Source organism: Streptomyces sp. CG4 (assembly GCF_041080655.1).
Taxonomy (GTDB): domain Bacteria; phylum Actinomycetota; class Actinomycetes; order Streptomycetales; family Streptomycetaceae; genus Streptomyces.
This window is the reverse complement of record NZ_CP163525.1, coordinates 9,253,927-9,269,800: the sequence shown is the minus strand read 5'-3', so window position 1 is coordinate 9,269,800 and position 15,874 is coordinate 9,253,927. Positions and strand designations below refer to the sequence as shown.

Sequence of the window (15,874 nt, the reverse complement as noted above, 5' to 3'; positions counted from 1 at the left end):
CGGACGGGCGCGTTTTCGTGAGAAGTGAGGTGTGCGGTGCCGACAGGGATCGCTCTGCGCGACGCCCGTGCGCAACTGTTCGCCGCCGCGGAACGCGTGCTGCTCCGGGACGGGGCGAACGCGCTGACCAGCCGGGCGGTCACCACCGAGGCGGGCGTCGCCAAAGGCCTGTTGCACCGGCACTTCGCGGACTTCGACGACTTCCTCGTCCAGTTCGTCCTGGACGGCATCGGCCGGGTCGAGGCTCAGGCCGCCGCGCTGTGCGAGTCCGCCGGCACCGGCACCGTCGTCGCCAACGTGACCCGCGCGCTGACCGACCTCTTCGCATCGATCGCCCTGCACATCGTCGGCCTGGTCATCTCCCGCGACGCCGTACGCACGAGGCTGCGCGAGGTCACCGGCGCCGGTATTCCGGTGCTGAGGGAGGCCACCGACATGATCCGCTCCTACCTCGAAGCCGAGCGCGAGCGGGGTCGCTTCGCAGCCGACGCCGACATCGACGCGCTCGCACCCACGCTGATCGGGGCCGCCCATCTCCTGTTCGCCGGCCGGGAAGGTACGCCACCGGCGGCCGACGAGGTCGAAAGGGTCGTCACCACGGTCATCACCGATGCCGTGACCTAGGCCGCTTCCTCCGCAACGGGTTGCCCCCGGCCGCAGTCAATCGTCCGTCCCCGCGGCACGGTCGCGGACACAACGCCGTCAAGTGATGCGTCAACGCGTCGTCATGCGGCGAGGGGGTCCTCCCAGCGGATCCGGTGGTCGTACTGCCAGGCCATCTTCTCGGGCGTGGAGAGGCGGGCGAACAGCGGCAGGAGAGCGTCCCGGACCAGCCGGCCCACCGGCCCGGCAGCCTTGCCGCTGTTGCTGCGGGCGCCCAGGGCGATCACTCGCTCGACGCGGGCGCGGCGAACGCCCTCGTAGGCCGCGAACGCCTGGGGATACGGCAGGTCCCGCAGCGCGCGGGCCAGTTCGACGGCGCTCTCCGCGGCCAGCGAGACGCCCTGGCCGGAGCTGGGCGAGGTGGCGTGGGCGGAGTCGCCGACCAGCACCATGCGGCCGCGGTGCCAGTGCGGGACGTGCGGGAGATCCTCCATGGGACCGGCGGTGATCAGCGCGTCGGGCGAGGTGCGCCGCAGCAGTTCCAGGGCGGGGACGCTGTCCCCGGCGAAGGTCTCGCCCAGCCGGTGCAGCCACTCCTCGTTCGAGGTCTGCCGCACCTGCTGCCAGGTCAGGTAGGGATGGGGGAGGTTGGCGAACCAGACGCCGGTGCCGTCGTCGAACGACTGGTAGCCGAAGAACGCCCGGCGGCCGAAGGCCATGTACATACGGTCGCCGGTCGGCGGCAGTCCGGCGCCGTGGACCTCGGCGCCGAAGCCCAGCAGTCCCGAGTAGCGCGGCTGGGGCGCCTGAGGGTCGATCAGCCTGCGTACGGTGGAGCGCAGGCCGTCGGCGCCGATCAGCACGTCGGCCTCTGCGCTGGTGGTGCCGTCGGCGAAGACGGCCCGGATGCCGGTGTCGCTCTCGCGTACGTCGACCAGCTGATGGCCGTGGTGCACTTCGACGCCCTGGCTGAGAGTCAGGTCGTAGAGCCGTCGGTACAGATCGGTGCGCCAGCTGAACTGCATGGGCTGGCGGATCTCGGTGATGGTCCTGCCCTTGTGGTTCTGCAGCACGATGGCGTTCATCGGGGCGCCGACCCGGTCGAGTCCGACCAGGCCGAGTGCGGCACGGCCGTTGGGTGCGATGCCGAGGCCGCCGCCGACGCCGTCGGCGGTCGTCGCATAGGACTCGTGCACGGTGGCCTCGATCCCGGCCCGGCGCAGCGCGAGGGCTGCGACGGGGCCGGCGATGCCACCGCCCACGACGAGGGCGGTGCGGGTGCGGGACATGTCAGTGGGTCCTCTCACGGGTGGGGTCGTCGATGACGGGCAGGCCGCCCTCGCGGTGGGCGCGGCGCAGGTCGTCCAGGTAGGCGCGGGAGCACATGGCGGTGAGCTGGGCGGAGCCGGCGCGCCGGACCCGGATCTCGCCGTCGGTGACCGCTCCGAGCAGTCGCAGCAGCGCCGGACCGGTACCGGGCTGGGCGTCCTTCACCCGCCCACGGCGGACGAAGGCGAGGTCCCAGCCGTCCACGGCGACGCCTTCGGGCAGCAGCAGGGTGACCGCGGCGGAGACGAGAGACAGTCGCACGGTGACCGGTTCGTCCCAGCCGATCCGGGGGGAGCGGAGGTCCAGGACGACGCCGGCGCGGCGGGCGCGTACGTCGAACCCGGTGGCCTCGGTCCAGTGACCCAGGTGCTTCACGTTGGCGTGGTCCGCGTGGATGCGCTCGGCGGACTCGAGCGGAGTCGTTGTCGTCACGCCGAGATAGTTGCAGTGAAACTAGTCTCCAGTCAACTAGTTCTCCTGAGAGTGGTTCCGGTAGGCTCTGGGCATGCGCAGCTCCCCTCTCGGCCTCACCGTTCTCTCGCTGCTGCACCTGCAGCCGCTGCACCCGTACGGCATCCAGCGGCTGATCAAGCAGTGGGGGAAGGACCAGGTCGTCAACGTCAGTCAGCGGGCGAGCCTGTACCGGACCATCGACCGGCTGCTCGAGGCGGGGCTGATCGCCGTACGCGAGACCAGCCGGGATCAGCAGTACCCGGAGCGCACGGTCTACGAGGTGACCGACACGGGCCGTACGGCAACGCGCGAGTGGCTGCGGGAGATGCTGGTCGCGCCACGGGCGGAGTACCCGGAATTCCCCGCCGCGCTCTCCTTCACCATGATGCTGCTGCCGCAGGAGGTGGCGGCCGATCTGTCCGCCCGCGCCGGACAAGTACGCGCCCGGCTGGCCGAGTTGGAGGCCGCCGCCGAGGGAGCCCGCCAACTCGCCTTGCCACGGGTCACCATGCTGGAGGACGAGTACCGCCGCGCCGTACTGACCGCAGAGCTCGACTGGCTCGACGCGGTCACCTCCGACCTCCGTTCAGGCGCACTCACCTGGGACTTCGAAACCCTGGCGGCTCTCGCCCGGACTACGGCCTAGGGAGCCCGAACACACCGGCCCCCCTGGCATCGGCATCGGCTACAACAACGACTGGGCGCCGGTCACCCCGGGGCCGGACGGCACCGCCTACATCGGCCTCTTCGACGGCCTGGCCGCCGTACCCGACGGTGACTGATCTGCGCGGGCTGTGCGGGCCAGGACATCGATCAGCGCCGCCACCGTCGGCCGGTGTTCGGCGAAGGAGCGGCAGACGACGACGATGTGACGCTCCATCGTCTCCCGCAGCTCCAGGACGTCGAGGCAGGACGGGCGCAGCCGGAGCATCAGATCGGTCACCACGCTGACCCCGACACCGGCCTCCACCAGGGCCAGGGTGGCGGCCGTGTCCGTCACCTCGTGCAGCACCTGCGGCTCGAAACCGGCCCGTCGGCAGGCGGTGAGCACGGCACGGCCGTAATAGCTGCCGGCCGACGGCAGGATCCAGTCCAGTCCGCCCGCGTCGGCGAGCGAGACCTTCTTCCGGCCGGGCACGGCTCCCGCAGGGACCGCGAGCGAGAAGCGTTCCCTGGACAACTCGGTCACCCGCAGGGACGGATCGCGTGGGATCGGCACGTCCGGGTAGTCCAGGCCCAGGGCCAGGTCCACGGCGCCGCCTGCGACCGCGTCGTACACCTCGTCCACGTCCATGTCCCGGCTGCGCACGGTCACGCCGGGATGCCGCTCGCGCACCCGGCGCAGGGCCGGCGGCAGGATCTCGGCGGCGGCCGTGGCGAAGAGCCCCACCCGCAGCGTTCCGGATATCTCGTTCCGTGTGCGCTCCAGCGCCTCGACGGCCTCGGCCTCCGTCGTGAGGATGCGCTCGGCGTGCACAGCCAGGGTGGCCCCGGCGTCGGTGAGTTCCACGCGCCGTCCCACCCGTCTCAGCAGGTGCATCCCGGTGGCCTTCTCCAGCGCGGCGATCTGCTGCGAGACGCCGCCGGGCGTGTATCCCAGGGCCTCCGCGACCGCGGTGATGGTGCCGCGCCTGGTCAGTTCCACCAGTGAGCGCAGCTGCGCACTCGTCCAGTCCATATAGGGACCCTAAAAGGTCAACGGCATGAATCGTTGATGGACGTCAACGGTCGGCTTGCTGCACGATGACGCGGAGACGGCTGATCGGCATCACTCTGTCACTGACAGCCCCGCCGCCCGCGGACACGGCCCCCGACCGGCGGGGTGGCCTCCGGAAGGGAGTGGCCCGTTGTCCTCCTCCGCCTTCCGCACCGTTCCGGCCGCCGCCGATGTCGTGATCATCGGTGGTGGCGTCATGGGTGCGAGCACCGCGTTCCATCTCGCCGAGGCCGGCGTGACGAACATCGTCGTCGTCGAGCGCGGCGACCTGGGCTGCGGCAGTTCGGGCAAGCCGATCGGCGGTGTCCGCGCCCAGTTCTCCGATCCGCTCAACATCGAGCTGGGCAGCCGCAGCCTTCGGGCCTATCGTGACTTCCCCCGCCGGCCCGGCGCCGGCATCGGGCTCGACACCGTCGGCTACCTCTTCCTCCTCGACAGCGCACAGCAGGCGGACGCCTTCGCAGCCGGGGTCGAGCTCCAGAACAGCCTCGACGTGCCGAGCCGCATGATCGGCCCCGACGAGGCTCGGCGCCTGTGTCCCTACCTCAGCACGGACGGACTCGTGGCCGCCGCGTACTCCCCCGCCGACGGGCACGCGCGCCCCGCCCTGGTCGTCCAGGGGTATGCGCGGGCCGCGGCCCGGGCCGGCGTCACCCTCGCCACCCACACCGCGGTCCTGGGCCTCGACACGGCCGGAGACCGGGTCGTCGCAGTACACACCAGCCACGGCCGTATCGCGTGCCCCACCGTCATCTGCACGGCCGGGGCATGGTCGGCGCGGATCGGCGCCATGGCCGGCGTCGACCTGCCCATCCGGCCGGTGAAACGGCAGCTGTCCTTCACCGTGCCGCTCACGCCGCCCGCCCCGCGCATCCCGTTCACGATCGACTTCTCCTCGACCGCGTACTTCCACAACAGCGACGACGGCCTGCTGTTCGGGCTGGCCGACCCCGACCAGGAGGACGGCTTCGACACGACCTGGACGCCGGAGTGGCTGGACATGTTCCGCGCCGTCGTCCGTCACCGCGCCCCGGCCCTGGCCGACATGCGGACCGGCGACGGCTGGGCGGGCCTGTACGAGGTCACACCGGACCACAACGCGCTCATCGGCCGCTCCGCCAAGCTGCCCAACTTCCTTTACGCCGCCGGGTTTTCCGGTCACGGTTTCCTGCAGGCACCCGCGGTCGGCGAGGTCGTCCGCGACCTGTACCTGGAGCGCGAGCCGTTCACCGACATCTCCCCGCTCAGCGCCGACCGGTTCCGCCCCGGCGCCGGCGCCCGCCCCGAAGCCCACGTCGTGTGAACACCGATGGCCCACTCCGTGTGCCCCGACCGAAAGGCCGAACCATGCCGATGATCAGTCAGTGGCGGCTGCGGGCCGCCTTCGCGGAGCGGCTGTCACGGATGTACGGGCGGGAGGTGCCCGCCTACACCACGCTCGTGGACGTCTCGCGCGAGGTCAACGAAGACGTGCTGCGCGCGCGGGGAGCCGAGGCCGAACGCCTGGGGTCCATCAGCCGGGTGACCGCCGAGCGGCACGGGGCCGTCCGCGTCGGCACACCCCGCGAACTGCGGCAGGTCGCCCGTGTCTTCGGTGCTCTCGGCATGCACCCGGTCGGCTTCTACGACCTGCGGGAGGCCGCCGCCAGCGCCGTGCCCGTCGTCTCCACCGCCTTCCGGCCGGTCGACGGCGAGGAACTGGCACGCAACCCCTTCCGGGTGTTCACCTCCCTGCTCACCCCGGCCGACCCCCGTTTCTTCGACGCCGGCCTGCGTGCGCGCCTGGAGGCCTTCCTCGCAGCTCGCGAACTCTTCCCGCCCGAGCTGCTCGCGCTGGCCGACCGGGCCGCCGCCGAGCGGGAACTGCCCGAGCAGGAGGCCGAGCGGTTCCTGCGGCTCGCCGTGGCGGCCTTCGAGCTGTCCGCCGAGCCGGTCGACAAGGCCTGGTACGAGACCCTGGAGCAGGTCTCCGCCGTGGCCGCGGACATCGGCGGCGTGCGCAGCACGCACATCAACCACCTCACCCCCCGCGTCCTGGACATCGACGAGCTGTACCGGCGGATGACCGAGCGCGGCATCGAGATGATCGACACCATCCAGGGCCCGCCGGCCTGGAAGGGCCCCGATGTCCTGCTGCGGCAGACCTCCTTCCGTGCCCTGGCCGAGCCCCGCGCGCTGCGCACCCCGGACGGCGATGTCGTCACCGGCGCCCTGCGGGTCCGCTTCGGCGAGGTCGAAGCCCGCGGCATCGCCCTGACCCGCCAGGGCCGCGCCCTGTACGACGACCTGCTGGGCCGCGTGGACGAGCAGGCCGCGCAGCACGCCGCGGAGTCCCGCGGTGACATCGCGCGCGCCGTGTGGGAGCGGCACATGCCCGGCAGCGAACAGGAACTCGCCGCCGAGGGACTGGCCTACTTCTCCTACCGGCTCGGCCCGGACCGGCCGCGCGACGGCAGCCGCCCGCCCGCCGGCCTCGGCGAACTGGTGCGGCAGGGCTGGGTGCGCGCCGAGCCCATCGTCTACGAGGACTTCCTGCCCCGCTCCGCCGCCGGCATCTTCCAGTCCAACCTCGGCGGCGCGGGCACCCGCGACAACGCCCAGCAGGGCGCCGCGTACGACGCCGCCTGGCTCTCCGGCGCCATCGGCCGCGACGTCCTGGACCCCTTCACCCTCTACGAGCGGCAGCAGAACCGCTCCCTCGAAGAGGTCGCCCGCGCACTCGACCTCGCCGACACCCCCTCACCCCTTCAAGGACGGCCATGACCAGCACCCCACTGCCCAGCACGGACGAGCTGCGCACCCGCGCCCGTGCGTCCCTCCGGAACATCGGCGTCGACGTGCCCCAGGGCGACGACTTCCACGCCCGTACGCCGCTCACCGGCGAGCACCTCTTCGGGCTGGCGGCCGCCACCGGCGCCGAGACCGAGGAGGCCGTCGCCGCCACCCGCACGGCCTTCCTCACCTGGCGCACCACACCGGCACCGCGGCGCGGTGAACTCGTGCGCCGCCTGGGCGAGTTGCTGCGCGCGCACAAGAGCGACCTGGCCGATCTCGTCACCATCGAGGCAGGCAAGATCCGCTCCGAGGCGCTCGGTGAGATCCAGGAGATGATCGACATCTGCGACTTCGCGGTCGGCCTGTCCCGGCAGTTGTACGGCCGTACGATCGCCTCCGAGCGCCCCGGCCACCGGCTGGCGGAGACCTGGCATCCGCTCGGCGTGGTCGGCGTCATCTCCGCGTTCAACTTCCCCGCCGCCGTGTGGTCCTGGAACACCGCGGTCGCCCTGGTCTGTGGCGACACGGTGATCTGGAAGCCCTCGGAGTTCACGCCGCTGATCTCCCTGGCCTGCGACCACCTGCTCGCCAGCGCCGCCGAGGAGGTCGGCGCGCCGCGTGATGTGCACCGGCTGCTGCTCGGTGACCGGGCGGTCGGCGAGCAGCTGGTCGACGACCCCCGCGTCGCCCTCGTCAGCGCCACCGGCTCGACCCGTATGGGCCGTGAGGTCGGCCCGCGCGTCGCCGCCCGCTTCGGCCGCAGCCTGCTGGAACTCGGCGGCAACAACGCCGCGATCGTCGCCCCCTCCGCCGACCTGGACCTGGCCGTCCCGGCCATCGTCTTCGCCGCGGCCGGCACCGCGGGCCAGCGCTGTACGACACTGCGCCGCCTCATCGTCCACCGCGACATCGCCGACCCCCTCATCGAGCGGCTGACCAGCGCCTACACCAAGCTGCCCCTCGGCAACCCGTTCGACGACACGACGCTCGTCGGCCCGCTCATCTCCACGACGGCTCTCGACGCCATGGGCCACGCCCTCACCCGCGTCCAGGCCCAGGGCGGCAAGATCCTCGCCGGCGGAAACCGGCGCCTCGCCGAGGCTGCGCCCGCCGCGGCCTACACCGAGCCGGTCCTCGTCCGCGTCGGCGAACAGACCGACGTCGTAAGGGAGGAGACCTTCGCACCGATCCTGTACGTCCTCACCTACGACACCCTCGACGAGGCGATCGCCGTGCACAACGACGTCCCGCAGGGCCTGTCGTCCAGCATCTTCACCCGCGACCAGCAGGAGGCCGAGGTCTTCCTGTCCGCCGCCGGCTCCGACTGCGGCATCGCCAACGTGAACATCGGCACCTCCGGAGCCGAGATCGGCGGCGCCTTCGGCGGCGAGAAGGACACCGGCGGCGGCCGGGAGTCCGGCTCCGACGCCTGGAAGTCCTATATGCGCTCGGCCACCAACACCATCAACTACTCCGGCGAACTCGCCCTCGCCCAGGGCGTGAGCTTCCTCTGATCCTCGCCGCCGGCGAGCGGCGTGCCGTCCGCACGCGACGCACGCCGCCACGCCGTCACGGCGTCACTGGTGAGCGCGCAGGAACGCGGGGATGTCGGCGCGGGTCGGGTAGTTCGGCAGGGGTGCCGGCCTGCCTTGCAGGAACGCGGTGATGACAGCGGCGGCTCGCGCGTTGTTGTCGTCCAGACCGTTCCACAGGTGATGCCCGACTCCGGGCAGGTACTGCGTGCGCTCGATGGCGGGGTCGGCGGCGAGGACGGCGGTCTCCCACTGCCGGACCTGGGAGGAACACTCGGCGATCATCAGCATGGCGGGCGTCTGCGAACGCCTCAGTCGCGGCGCGATGGAGGGCGCGTCGTTCACCGTCTGCTGGATACGGAGGCTGGCCGCCGGGCTGAAGGAGAAGTTCCGCGCGGTGTCTTCGCGTGGGATGCGGTGCGCGTCGCGGGCGCAGTAGGCGGACGCGGTGTCACTGCCGAGGTCGGCGGCGGTGAACGCGTTGTCGCCCTCGGCCTGTCCGATCAGTGCGGTGTCAGGGCTGAGGAGGCCGAGTCGCATGAGGCCGAAGGCGACGGCGTACCGGGGGACGTGGGTCGATCGCGGTCCGGTCGCGGCCGGCGCGAGGCCGCGCGCGGACGGACGCCCCTTCTGCCCCTTGATCCTCGCCGTGGGGCCGTCCATCGGGCCGGGTTCGGCGATGATCGCCCGGTGCAGCTGCACGGCGACGGCGGGAGCGGCCAGGGCGCGGGTGAGCACGACCGCTCCCGACGAGAAGCCGAGGACGTCGGCCTTCCCCTTGTTCAGGCGGTGGAGGAAGGCGCCAAGGTCACGGACCGACCGGGAGATCGTGTACTGGTCCATGGGGAGCAGGTCGCTGCGTCCGCCGCCGGCCTGTTCGTAGGTGTAGACGTCGTAGCCCTGGCGCGCCAGGAGTTGCAGGAACCGGTGGTCGAGCAGCGAGATGCCGCGGACCGGTCCGCCGTTGAGGTACACGAGCGGGACGGGATGCCGGGTCCCGGATTTCGCGGGCGGGTAGTGATACACCGCGACCCGGCTGCCGGTGGCCAGGCTCCAGTGCTGCGTGGCCACGAACGGCAGGGCGGGCGGGTAGCGCCGGTCCGTCGGGACGGTCGGAACACAGACCGACGCCGTCAGTGCCGCCACGACGACCACCGGCACGAACGGCACGAGCCGCGCCGCTCCCCTGCGCCTGCGACCCCACCACAGTGCGGCGCCAGCGGCCACTGCCACCGTCGTCAGCCATGCGGCGAGTCCCGACCCGGCCCCGTCCGTGACGACGATCAGCAGGAGAAACGCGACGGCCGACGCCGTGACGGCAGTCAGCGTCAGAAGCAGGCGTCCGGCGATACGGACCAGGCGCAGGGCGAACGTGGACACAGTGGACCCCCAAGTTTCGGAACAACGTTTCGGAACGGCGTTTCAAAACGACGTTATCAAAGACGGTAGGCTTCTGGTCATGGGCAGGCCCAGAACGAACGACGAGACCGTCAAAGAGCGCCTGGTGGCGTGCGCGACCGAGATGCTCGCCACCCACCCGCAGGATTCGGTCACCCTCCGCGCCCTGGCCACGGCCGCCGGGACGTCGACGACGGCGGTGTACTCCCTCTTCGGCGGCAAGGACGGGCTGATCGCAGCGGTGCGCGACAGAGCCGTCGCCGGCCTGTTCCAGGACCTGTCGGCAGTACCGGCCTCCGGGGATCCCCTCGCCGACATCTACGCGCTGGCCGTGGCGTACCGGCGCTGGGGATGCGCACACCGCCACCTGTACACCGTGCTGTTCGGCGGGGTGCAGTCCTTCGAGCCGACGGGCCCGGTCGGCGGCCGTGACCCGATCGGGCCGCTCCTCGCGGCGATCGAACGGGGTGTGACCGGCGCCGTCCTCGCCGGCGAGGTCACGTCGATCGCCCTCTCGCTCTGGGTGACCCTGCATGGACTCGTGACGCTCGAACTGGCCGGTGCCTTCGACGCCCCCACGGCCGAGGCCGCGTTCCGGCCCACGATCCAGGCGGCGCTGCGCGGCTGGGCGACCCCGGCCGTGTTCCGCAGCCTCCGGCCCGCCGAACCCGCCCCGTGACGGCGGCCGTCCAGGATATTTGCGCATCAACGCAACAAGGGGCACACTCTTGGAGTCGGGTCCTGTGCGCGCGCTGAGCGTGCCCGGGGCGGAACCACATCACGGAACGGAGGCAGCCATGGGTGCAGACCCTCCCAGTCCGTGCTGCCTCCAGGGCATTCGCTGACTTTTACCAGCCGCGTTCCCTTGTCCCCCGCCCGCTCACACCGGCCGGGGCACAGCGGCACCGGCGTCCCGCGCCGGGCCCGGCCTTGAGTCTCGACGAGGCGGCCGTGGCCCGCCCGGGCGGGCCCTTCCTACTTACCTGTATTTCCCATGCTGCCTGGGTGCCCCCTGTCCTGCCGTCGGTGCGTTGGCCGCGGCGGGGCATGCCGACGTGCCCAGAGTGGGGGCGGAGGTCTTCGTGATGTCGATCCGTACGGACAACAAGCCCGCCGAGTCGGTGGAGCGCACGCCGCTGGTGGCGCGGCTGCCCGGGCGCCTGTCCCAGTTCTCCTGGGTGGACGCGGCGGTGGCCGCGGCCGTGCTGGTGATCCTCTATGTGGTGCTGCGTGTGGGGCACGGCACCACCGTCGCCTTCAACACCCACCAGAACGTCAGGGTCGACACCGATCCGGCGCAGCTGCCGTACGACGCGGCCCGCTCGCTGCTGCGGATGTTCGCCGCGCTGGCGCTGTCGATCGTGTTCACCTTCGGCTATGCCTACGCCGCCGCCAAGAGCAGAAGGCTGGAGCGGATCCTCGTCCCGGCCCTGGACATCCTGCAGTCCGTGCCGGTGCTGGGCTTTCTGACGGTCGCGGTGACGGGGTTCATCGCCCTGTTCCCCGGCTCGATGCTGGGCCTGGAGTGCGCGTCGATCTTCGCGATCTTCACCTCGCAGGCCTGGAACATGACGTTCGGCTTCTACTACTCCCTCACCTCCCTCCCGCGTGAACTCGACGAGCTGTCCCGGTCGTTCGGCTTCACGCGCTGGATGCGGTTCTGGAAGGTGGAGCTGCCGGCCGGGATGATCGGCCTGGTCTGGAACGGCATGATGAGCTTCGGCGGCGGCTGGTTCTTCCTGGTCGCCTCGGAGGCGATCAGCGTCGACAACCAGCGGTACGCGCTGCCCGGCGTCGGCTCGTACGCCGGTGCCGCGATCGCCGACGGCGATCTGGGCAAGGTCGGCTGGGCCATCCTCACCATGGCCGTGATGGTGATCGGCGTGAACTTCCTGTTCTGGCGGCCGCTGACCGCGTGGGCGGAGAAGTTCAAGAACGAGCAGTCCGAGGCGAGCGAGGTCCAGCGGTCCGTCGTCCTGGACTTCCTGCGCCGCTCGCACTGGCCGCAGCTGCTCGGCCGGGTGCTGCGCCCGGCGGGGCGCGCGCTCGGCGCGGCCGGAAGGGTCTTCGGCCGCGACGACCGTCCGCTCGTCGTCGACCGCACACGGCAGCGCACCGGAGACATCGCCTTCACCGTCGTCGCCGGCGGGCTGATCCTGTGGGGTCTGCTCGACCTCGGCCACTACCTCCACGACAGCACCGGCCTCGGCGTCTTCGGCGAACCGCTGCTGCTCGGCCTGGCCACCCTCGCCCGCGTGGTGGTGCTGGTGGCCCTGGCCACCGTGGTCTGGGTGCCGATCGGCGTGAAGATCGGCTTCTCGCCGCGGCTGACCCGGATCGCCCAGCCGGTGGTGCAGGTGCTGGCGTCCTTCCCGGCCAACTTCCTCTTCCCGCTCGCGGTGTGGTTCTTCCTGAAGACCGGCCTGTCCATCAACATCGGCGGCACGCTGCTGATGGCCCTCGGAGCCCAGTGGTACATCCTGTTCAACACCATCGCCGGTGCCATGGCCGTCCCCAGCGATCTGCGCGAGGCCATGGACGACCTGGGCGTGCGCGGCTGGCAGCGGTGGCGGCGGCTGATCATCCCGGGGATCTTCCCGTCGTACGTCACCGGCGGGATCACCGCGTCCGGCGGTGCCTGGAACGCCTCGATCGTCTCCGAGGTGGTCACCTTCGGCGGCACCACGCTCACGGCCACCGGCCTGGGCGCGTACATCGCGAAGGCCACCGAGAGCGGCGACTACCCGCACCTCATCGCGGGGGTCGCGGTGATGAGCCTCTACGTCGTCGGGCTGAACCGGCTGCTGTGGCGCCGCCTGTACCGGCTGGCCGAGACCCGCTACTCCCTCTGAACTTCCCTTCCCTGACCAGGATTTGGAGCACGTCATGGTGCTGAACGCCCTGCGCAACCTCCGCGCCGACCGCCAGGCCCGGGCCGGCCTCGCCCACCTGACCGCCGACAGGCCCCGCCGTCCCGCCGACGGCGAACTGCTGCTGGAGACCGTCGGCCTGACCAAGTCGTACGCCGGTGCCGACGGCGAACTGCCCGTCCTGTCCGGCATCGACCTGCAGGTCCGCGCCGGTGAGGTGGTCGCCCTGCTCGGCAAGTCGGGCTCGGGCAAGTCCACGCTGCTGCGCTGCCTGGCCGGGCTGGTGCCCGCCAGTTCCGGCACCGTCGCCTACAAGGGCACCCCGCTCACCGGCGCCAACCCGGGTACCGCCATGGTGTTCCAGACGTTCGCGCTGCTGCCCTGGCTGACCGTGCAGCAGAACGTCGAACTGGGCTTGGAGGCCAAGGGAGTTCCGGCCGCCGAACGTGCGGACGCCGCCCGGCAGGCCATCGACCTGATCGGCCTGGACGGCTTCGAGTCCGCCTACCCCAAGGAGCTGTCCGGCGGTATGCGCCAGCGCGTCGGCTTCGCCCGTGCGCTCGTCGTGGAGCCGGACGTGCTGATGATGGACGAGCCGTTCTCCGCCCTGGACGTGCTGACCGCCGAGAATCTGCGCGGCGAGCTGATGGAGCTGTGGGAGTCCGGCCAGTTCCCCACCCGCGCCATCGTCCTGGTCACCCACAACATCGAGGAGGCCGTGCTGATGGCCGACCGGATCGTCGTCCTCGGCGCCCGGCCCTACGGCACGATCCGCGAGGTCTTCGAGGTCGGCCTGGACCGCCCCCGGGACCGCAACTCGGCCGCCTTCGACGACTTGATCGACCGCGTCTACCGCACCATGACCGGCCGCCAGAAGGAGGGCCGTGTCCCCGGCCGGCACGAGGCCGTCGAGCTGGAGAAGCGCACCCCGGCGAACACCCCGCTGCCCCCGGCCAGCGTCGACGGACTGTCCGGGCTCGCGGAGATGGTGCTCCACCGCGGCGGCCGGTGCGACCTGGCCGACCTCGCCGACGACCTCGGCCTGGCGGTGGACGACCTGCTCCCCCAGGTCGACGCGCTCGACCTGCTCGGCTTCACCACGCTCAGCGGGGACGACCTGCTGCTGACCGACACCGGAACGGCGTTCGCGGGTGCCGACGTGCAGGAGTCGAAGAAGATCTTCGCCGAGGCGGTCCAGCATGCCCCGCTGGTCACGCTGATCACCAGGAGTCTGCGGACCAACCCCGGCGGCACCCTGCGCACCGGCTTCTTCCGTGACCTGCTCGCCCACCACTTCACGGCCGAACAGGTCACCCGCCAGCTGGAGACGGCCACCGACTGGGGCCGCTACGCCGAGTTGTACTCCTACGACGCCGAACCGCAGGAGTACCACCTCGACGAGAACGACGACGCACGGCTGGCCGCGACCGCCGCAGGGCGGGACTGAGCCGAGGTGTCAGTGTTCCGTGGCCGGCCGCCGGGCCCGGGCCACCCGCGCCGGGGCACTGCGCTCCGGCACGGCGGCCGCACCCACGGCCTCGGGCGCCTCTCGGTCCGCTGCGCCCGTGGCCTCGTCGGTGGCCAGCACCGCGCTCTCCAGCAGCGCCCGCACCCGCGGGCCGGTGGCCCGGTAGAAGATGCGCGTGCCCTCCCGCCGCGAGGTGACCAGTCCCGCGGCACGCAGCTTCGACAGGTGCTGGGAGGTCGCCGCGACATGCGCCTCGATCAGCTCGGCGAGCCGGCTGACCGGCAGCTCCCGCTCGCTCAGCGCCCACAGCAGCCGGTAGCGCGACGGGTCCGCGACAGCCTTGAGCACCGCCACCGACCGTTCGGCCCGCTCCTCGTCCCATGACGCTACTTGCGCTTCCATGCAAATATGGTAGCCGGTGATGCACACGACATCTCAGGGCGCGCTAGTTGCATGGATGTGCAAATATAGGAGAGCGTCGTTCGAGGACATGTCGCCGAGGACATTTGTTGCCCAGGACATGTCGCCCAGGAACCGAGGAGGAGGTGAGCGACATGGATCGCAGTAGTAGTCCGGGCCACCATCGGCCCCACACCCCCGTGTCCCCCCACTCCTCGGGCATCCGGTAGCCCCCGGCCCACGGCTGGGCAGCTGACCGCCATGCCCTCGACCTGTCCCGCTCCGGCGGGGCGAGGGGAGGTTCCCATGGCGAACCTGACCACCTTCGACTTCGCACTCCGCCTCGCCGTCGGCGTCTCCTGCGGCGCCCTGATCGGCGTAGAGCGGCAGTGGCGCGCCCGGATGGCCGGGCTGCGCACCAACGCACTGGTGGCCGTCGGCGCCACACTCTTCGTCCTCTACAGCGAGGCCGTCGGCGACGCCGGCAGCCCCACCAGGGTCGCCTCCTACGTCGTCTCCGGCATCGGCTTCCTCGGCGGCGGGGTCATCCTGCGCGAGGGCGGAGGCGTGCGCGGCCTCAACACCGCGGCCACGCTGTGGTGTTCGGCCGCGGTCGGCGTGCTCGCCGCCTCCGGCCGACTGGAGCTGTGCCTCATCGGCACGGCCACCGTGCTCGCCGTACACGTGCTGCTGCGCCCCGCGGGCCGGCTGATCGACCGCGTTCCGCAGCGCGACCCCGACAACGAGGGGGTACGGGCCACCGTCCACCTGATCTGCGAGCGCAACGACGAGACGCATGTCCGGGCGCTGCTGTCCCAGGCCCTCGCGACCGGCGGGCTCGCGCCCACCGGGCTGCGGGTACGGCGCGACGACGAGGGGAGCACCAGCCTGCGGGCCGCGGTCGCCCTCAACGGCGACCCGGCCCGGGCCCTGGAGCAGCTCATCGCCCGCCTGTCACTGGAACCGGGCGTGCGGGACCTGCACTGGCATCTGGACGACACGGCCGTCGACACGGAGCGGGAGGCGGTGGCATGAGCGCCCTGGACACCCGGACCGCCCGAGACGCCGTGCGCCAGGCCGCCCGGCAGCTGGCAGCGGACGCCCCCAGCCTCACCGCCGGCTCCGCGAGTGCGCTGCGGGCCGGGCTCGCCGTCCGCTCCGCCTGTCTGCGCCGAGCCGCACTCGCGGCCTGGCACACCGGCGTACCGGAACACGTGATCGCCGCCGACGGCCGCGTGCCCGTCACGGTCGTACGCCGCTGGATCGCGGAGGGGTGCCCGAGGCGCCGCGAGGAGGGGCAGGCGGGCTGACGCGCACGCCGGGCGAACTC

General features: G+C 71.8%; 15 protein-coding genes. 10 read left to right on the top strand and 5 right to left on the bottom strand.

Translation table 11 applies throughout. The features are described from left to right. Positions 1 to 36: 36 nt before the first annotated feature. Complete coding sequence (locus tag AB5L52_RS42745; protein ID WP_369368471.1) at positions 37 to 624, top strand: TetR/AcrR family transcriptional regulator; 588 nt, start codon at positions 37 to 39, stop codon at positions 622 to 624. Between the two features lie 101 nt (positions 625 to 725). Here the strand turns inward: AB5L52_RS42745 and AB5L52_RS42740 are convergent, their stop codons facing one another. Further along, the gene (locus AB5L52_RS42740; protein WP_369368470.1) at positions 726 to 1,892 is read right to left on the bottom strand and encodes an FAD-dependent oxidoreductase; all 1,167 of its coding nucleotides are present in this window, start codon (positions 1,890 to 1,892) and stop codon (positions 726 to 728) included. Position 1,893: 1 nt separating this feature from the next. Further along, positions 1,894 to 2,364, bottom strand: a complete 471-nt coding sequence (locus AB5L52_RS42735) for a hypothetical protein (RefSeq protein ID WP_351027197.1) — start codon at positions 2,362 to 2,364, stop codon at positions 1,894 to 1,896. A gap of 73 nt (positions 2,365 to 2,437) precedes the next feature. Between AB5L52_RS42735 and AB5L52_RS42730 the strand changes: the two genes are divergently transcribed. Then, positions 2,438 to 3,031, top strand: a complete 594-nt coding sequence (locus AB5L52_RS42730; protein ID WP_369368469.1) for a PadR family transcriptional regulator — start codon at positions 2,438 to 2,440, stop codon at positions 3,029 to 3,031. Between the two features lie 87 nt (positions 3,032 to 3,118). Here the strand turns inward: AB5L52_RS42730 and AB5L52_RS42725 are convergent, their stop codons facing one another. Continuing rightward, positions 3,119 to 4,063, bottom strand: a complete 945-nt coding sequence (locus tag AB5L52_RS42725; protein WP_369368468.1) for a LysR substrate-binding domain-containing protein — start codon at positions 4,061 to 4,063, stop codon at positions 3,119 to 3,121. 169 nt (positions 4,064 to 4,232) lie between these two features. Here AB5L52_RS42725 and AB5L52_RS42720 point away from each other — a divergent pair, with 169 nt between their 5' ends. Genes AB5L52_RS42720 through AB5L52_RS42710 form a run of 3 tightly spaced genes read left to right on the top strand, consistent with a single transcriptional unit; the run spans position 4,233 to position 8,391 of the window. Further along, complete coding sequence (locus AB5L52_RS42720; RefSeq protein ID WP_369368467.1) at positions 4,233 to 5,405, top strand: NAD(P)/FAD-dependent oxidoreductase; 1,173 nt, start codon at positions 4,233 to 4,235, stop codon at positions 5,403 to 5,405. 50 nt (positions 5,406 to 5,455) lie between these two features. Then, positions 5,456 to 6,865 carry a DUF1338 family protein gene (locus AB5L52_RS42715; protein ID WP_369369066.1) on the top strand — a complete coding sequence of 470 codons (1,410 nt, stop codon included), beginning with the start codon at positions 5,456 to 5,458 and terminating at the stop codon, positions 6,863 to 6,865. Further along, on the top strand, positions 6,862 to 8,391 hold the full coding sequence (locus AB5L52_RS42710; RefSeq protein ID WP_369368466.1) for an aldehyde dehydrogenase family protein: 1,530 nt from the start codon (positions 6,862 to 6,864) through the stop codon (positions 8,389 to 8,391). Before AB5L52_RS42715 ends, AB5L52_RS42710 begins: the two co-directional genes overlap by 4 nt. A 63-nt stretch (positions 8,392 to 8,454) precedes the next feature. Here AB5L52_RS42710 and AB5L52_RS42705 read toward each other — a convergent pair whose 3' ends face one another. Beyond that, positions 8,455 to 9,789, bottom strand: a complete 1,335-nt coding sequence (locus AB5L52_RS42705) for an alpha/beta fold hydrolase (protein ID WP_369368465.1) — start codon at positions 9,787 to 9,789, stop codon at positions 8,455 to 8,457. 79 nt (positions 9,790 to 9,868) lie between these two features. On the opposite strand from AB5L52_RS42705, the gene AB5L52_RS42700 reads away from it, so the two are divergent. The 3 genes from AB5L52_RS42700 to AB5L52_RS42690 all read left to right on the top strand — a co-directional run bounded on the left by AB5L52_RS42700 (position 9,869) and on the right by AB5L52_RS42690 (position 14,124). After that, positions 9,869 to 10,486, top strand: coding sequence for a TetR/AcrR family transcriptional regulator (locus AB5L52_RS42700; RefSeq protein ID WP_369368464.1), 618 nt, complete (start codon positions 9,869 to 9,871; stop codon positions 10,484 to 10,486). Between the two features lie 406 nt (positions 10,487 to 10,892). Beyond that, positions 10,893 to 12,659, top strand: a complete 1,767-nt coding sequence (locus AB5L52_RS42695) for an ABC transporter permease subunit (protein ID WP_351027183.1) — start codon at positions 10,893 to 10,895, stop codon at positions 12,657 to 12,659. A 34-nt stretch (positions 12,660 to 12,693) separates the two neighbouring features. Then, positions 12,694 to 14,124, top strand: coding sequence for a nitrate/sulfonate/bicarbonate ABC transporter ATP-binding protein (locus AB5L52_RS42690; protein WP_351576140.1), 1,431 nt, complete (start codon positions 12,694 to 12,696; stop codon positions 14,122 to 14,124). A gap of 9 nt (positions 14,125 to 14,133) precedes the next feature. Here the strand turns inward: AB5L52_RS42690 and AB5L52_RS42685 are convergent, their stop codons facing one another. Next, complete coding sequence (locus AB5L52_RS42685; RefSeq protein ID WP_351576137.1) at positions 14,134 to 14,547, bottom strand: metalloregulator ArsR/SmtB family transcription factor; 414 nt, start codon at positions 14,545 to 14,547, stop codon at positions 14,134 to 14,136. Positions 14,548 to 14,850: 303 nt separating this feature from the next. On the opposite strand from AB5L52_RS42685, the gene AB5L52_RS42680 reads away from it, so the two are divergent. Together AB5L52_RS42680 and AB5L52_RS42675 are read left to right on the top strand one after the other, a co-directional pair. Next, positions 14,851 to 15,579 carry an MgtC/SapB family protein gene (locus tag AB5L52_RS42680; protein ID WP_351576134.1) on the top strand — a complete coding sequence of 243 codons (729 nt, stop codon included), beginning with the start codon at positions 14,851 to 14,853 and terminating at the stop codon, positions 15,577 to 15,579. Continuing rightward, a complete protein-coding gene (locus tag AB5L52_RS42675; protein ID WP_351027177.1) occupies positions 15,576 to 15,854 on the top strand; it encodes a hypothetical protein in 279 nt (92 codons plus the stop codon). The genes AB5L52_RS42680 and AB5L52_RS42675 overlap by 4 nt, the downstream gene beginning before the upstream one ends. The last annotated feature ends 20 nt before the right edge of the window (positions 15,855 to 15,874 follow it).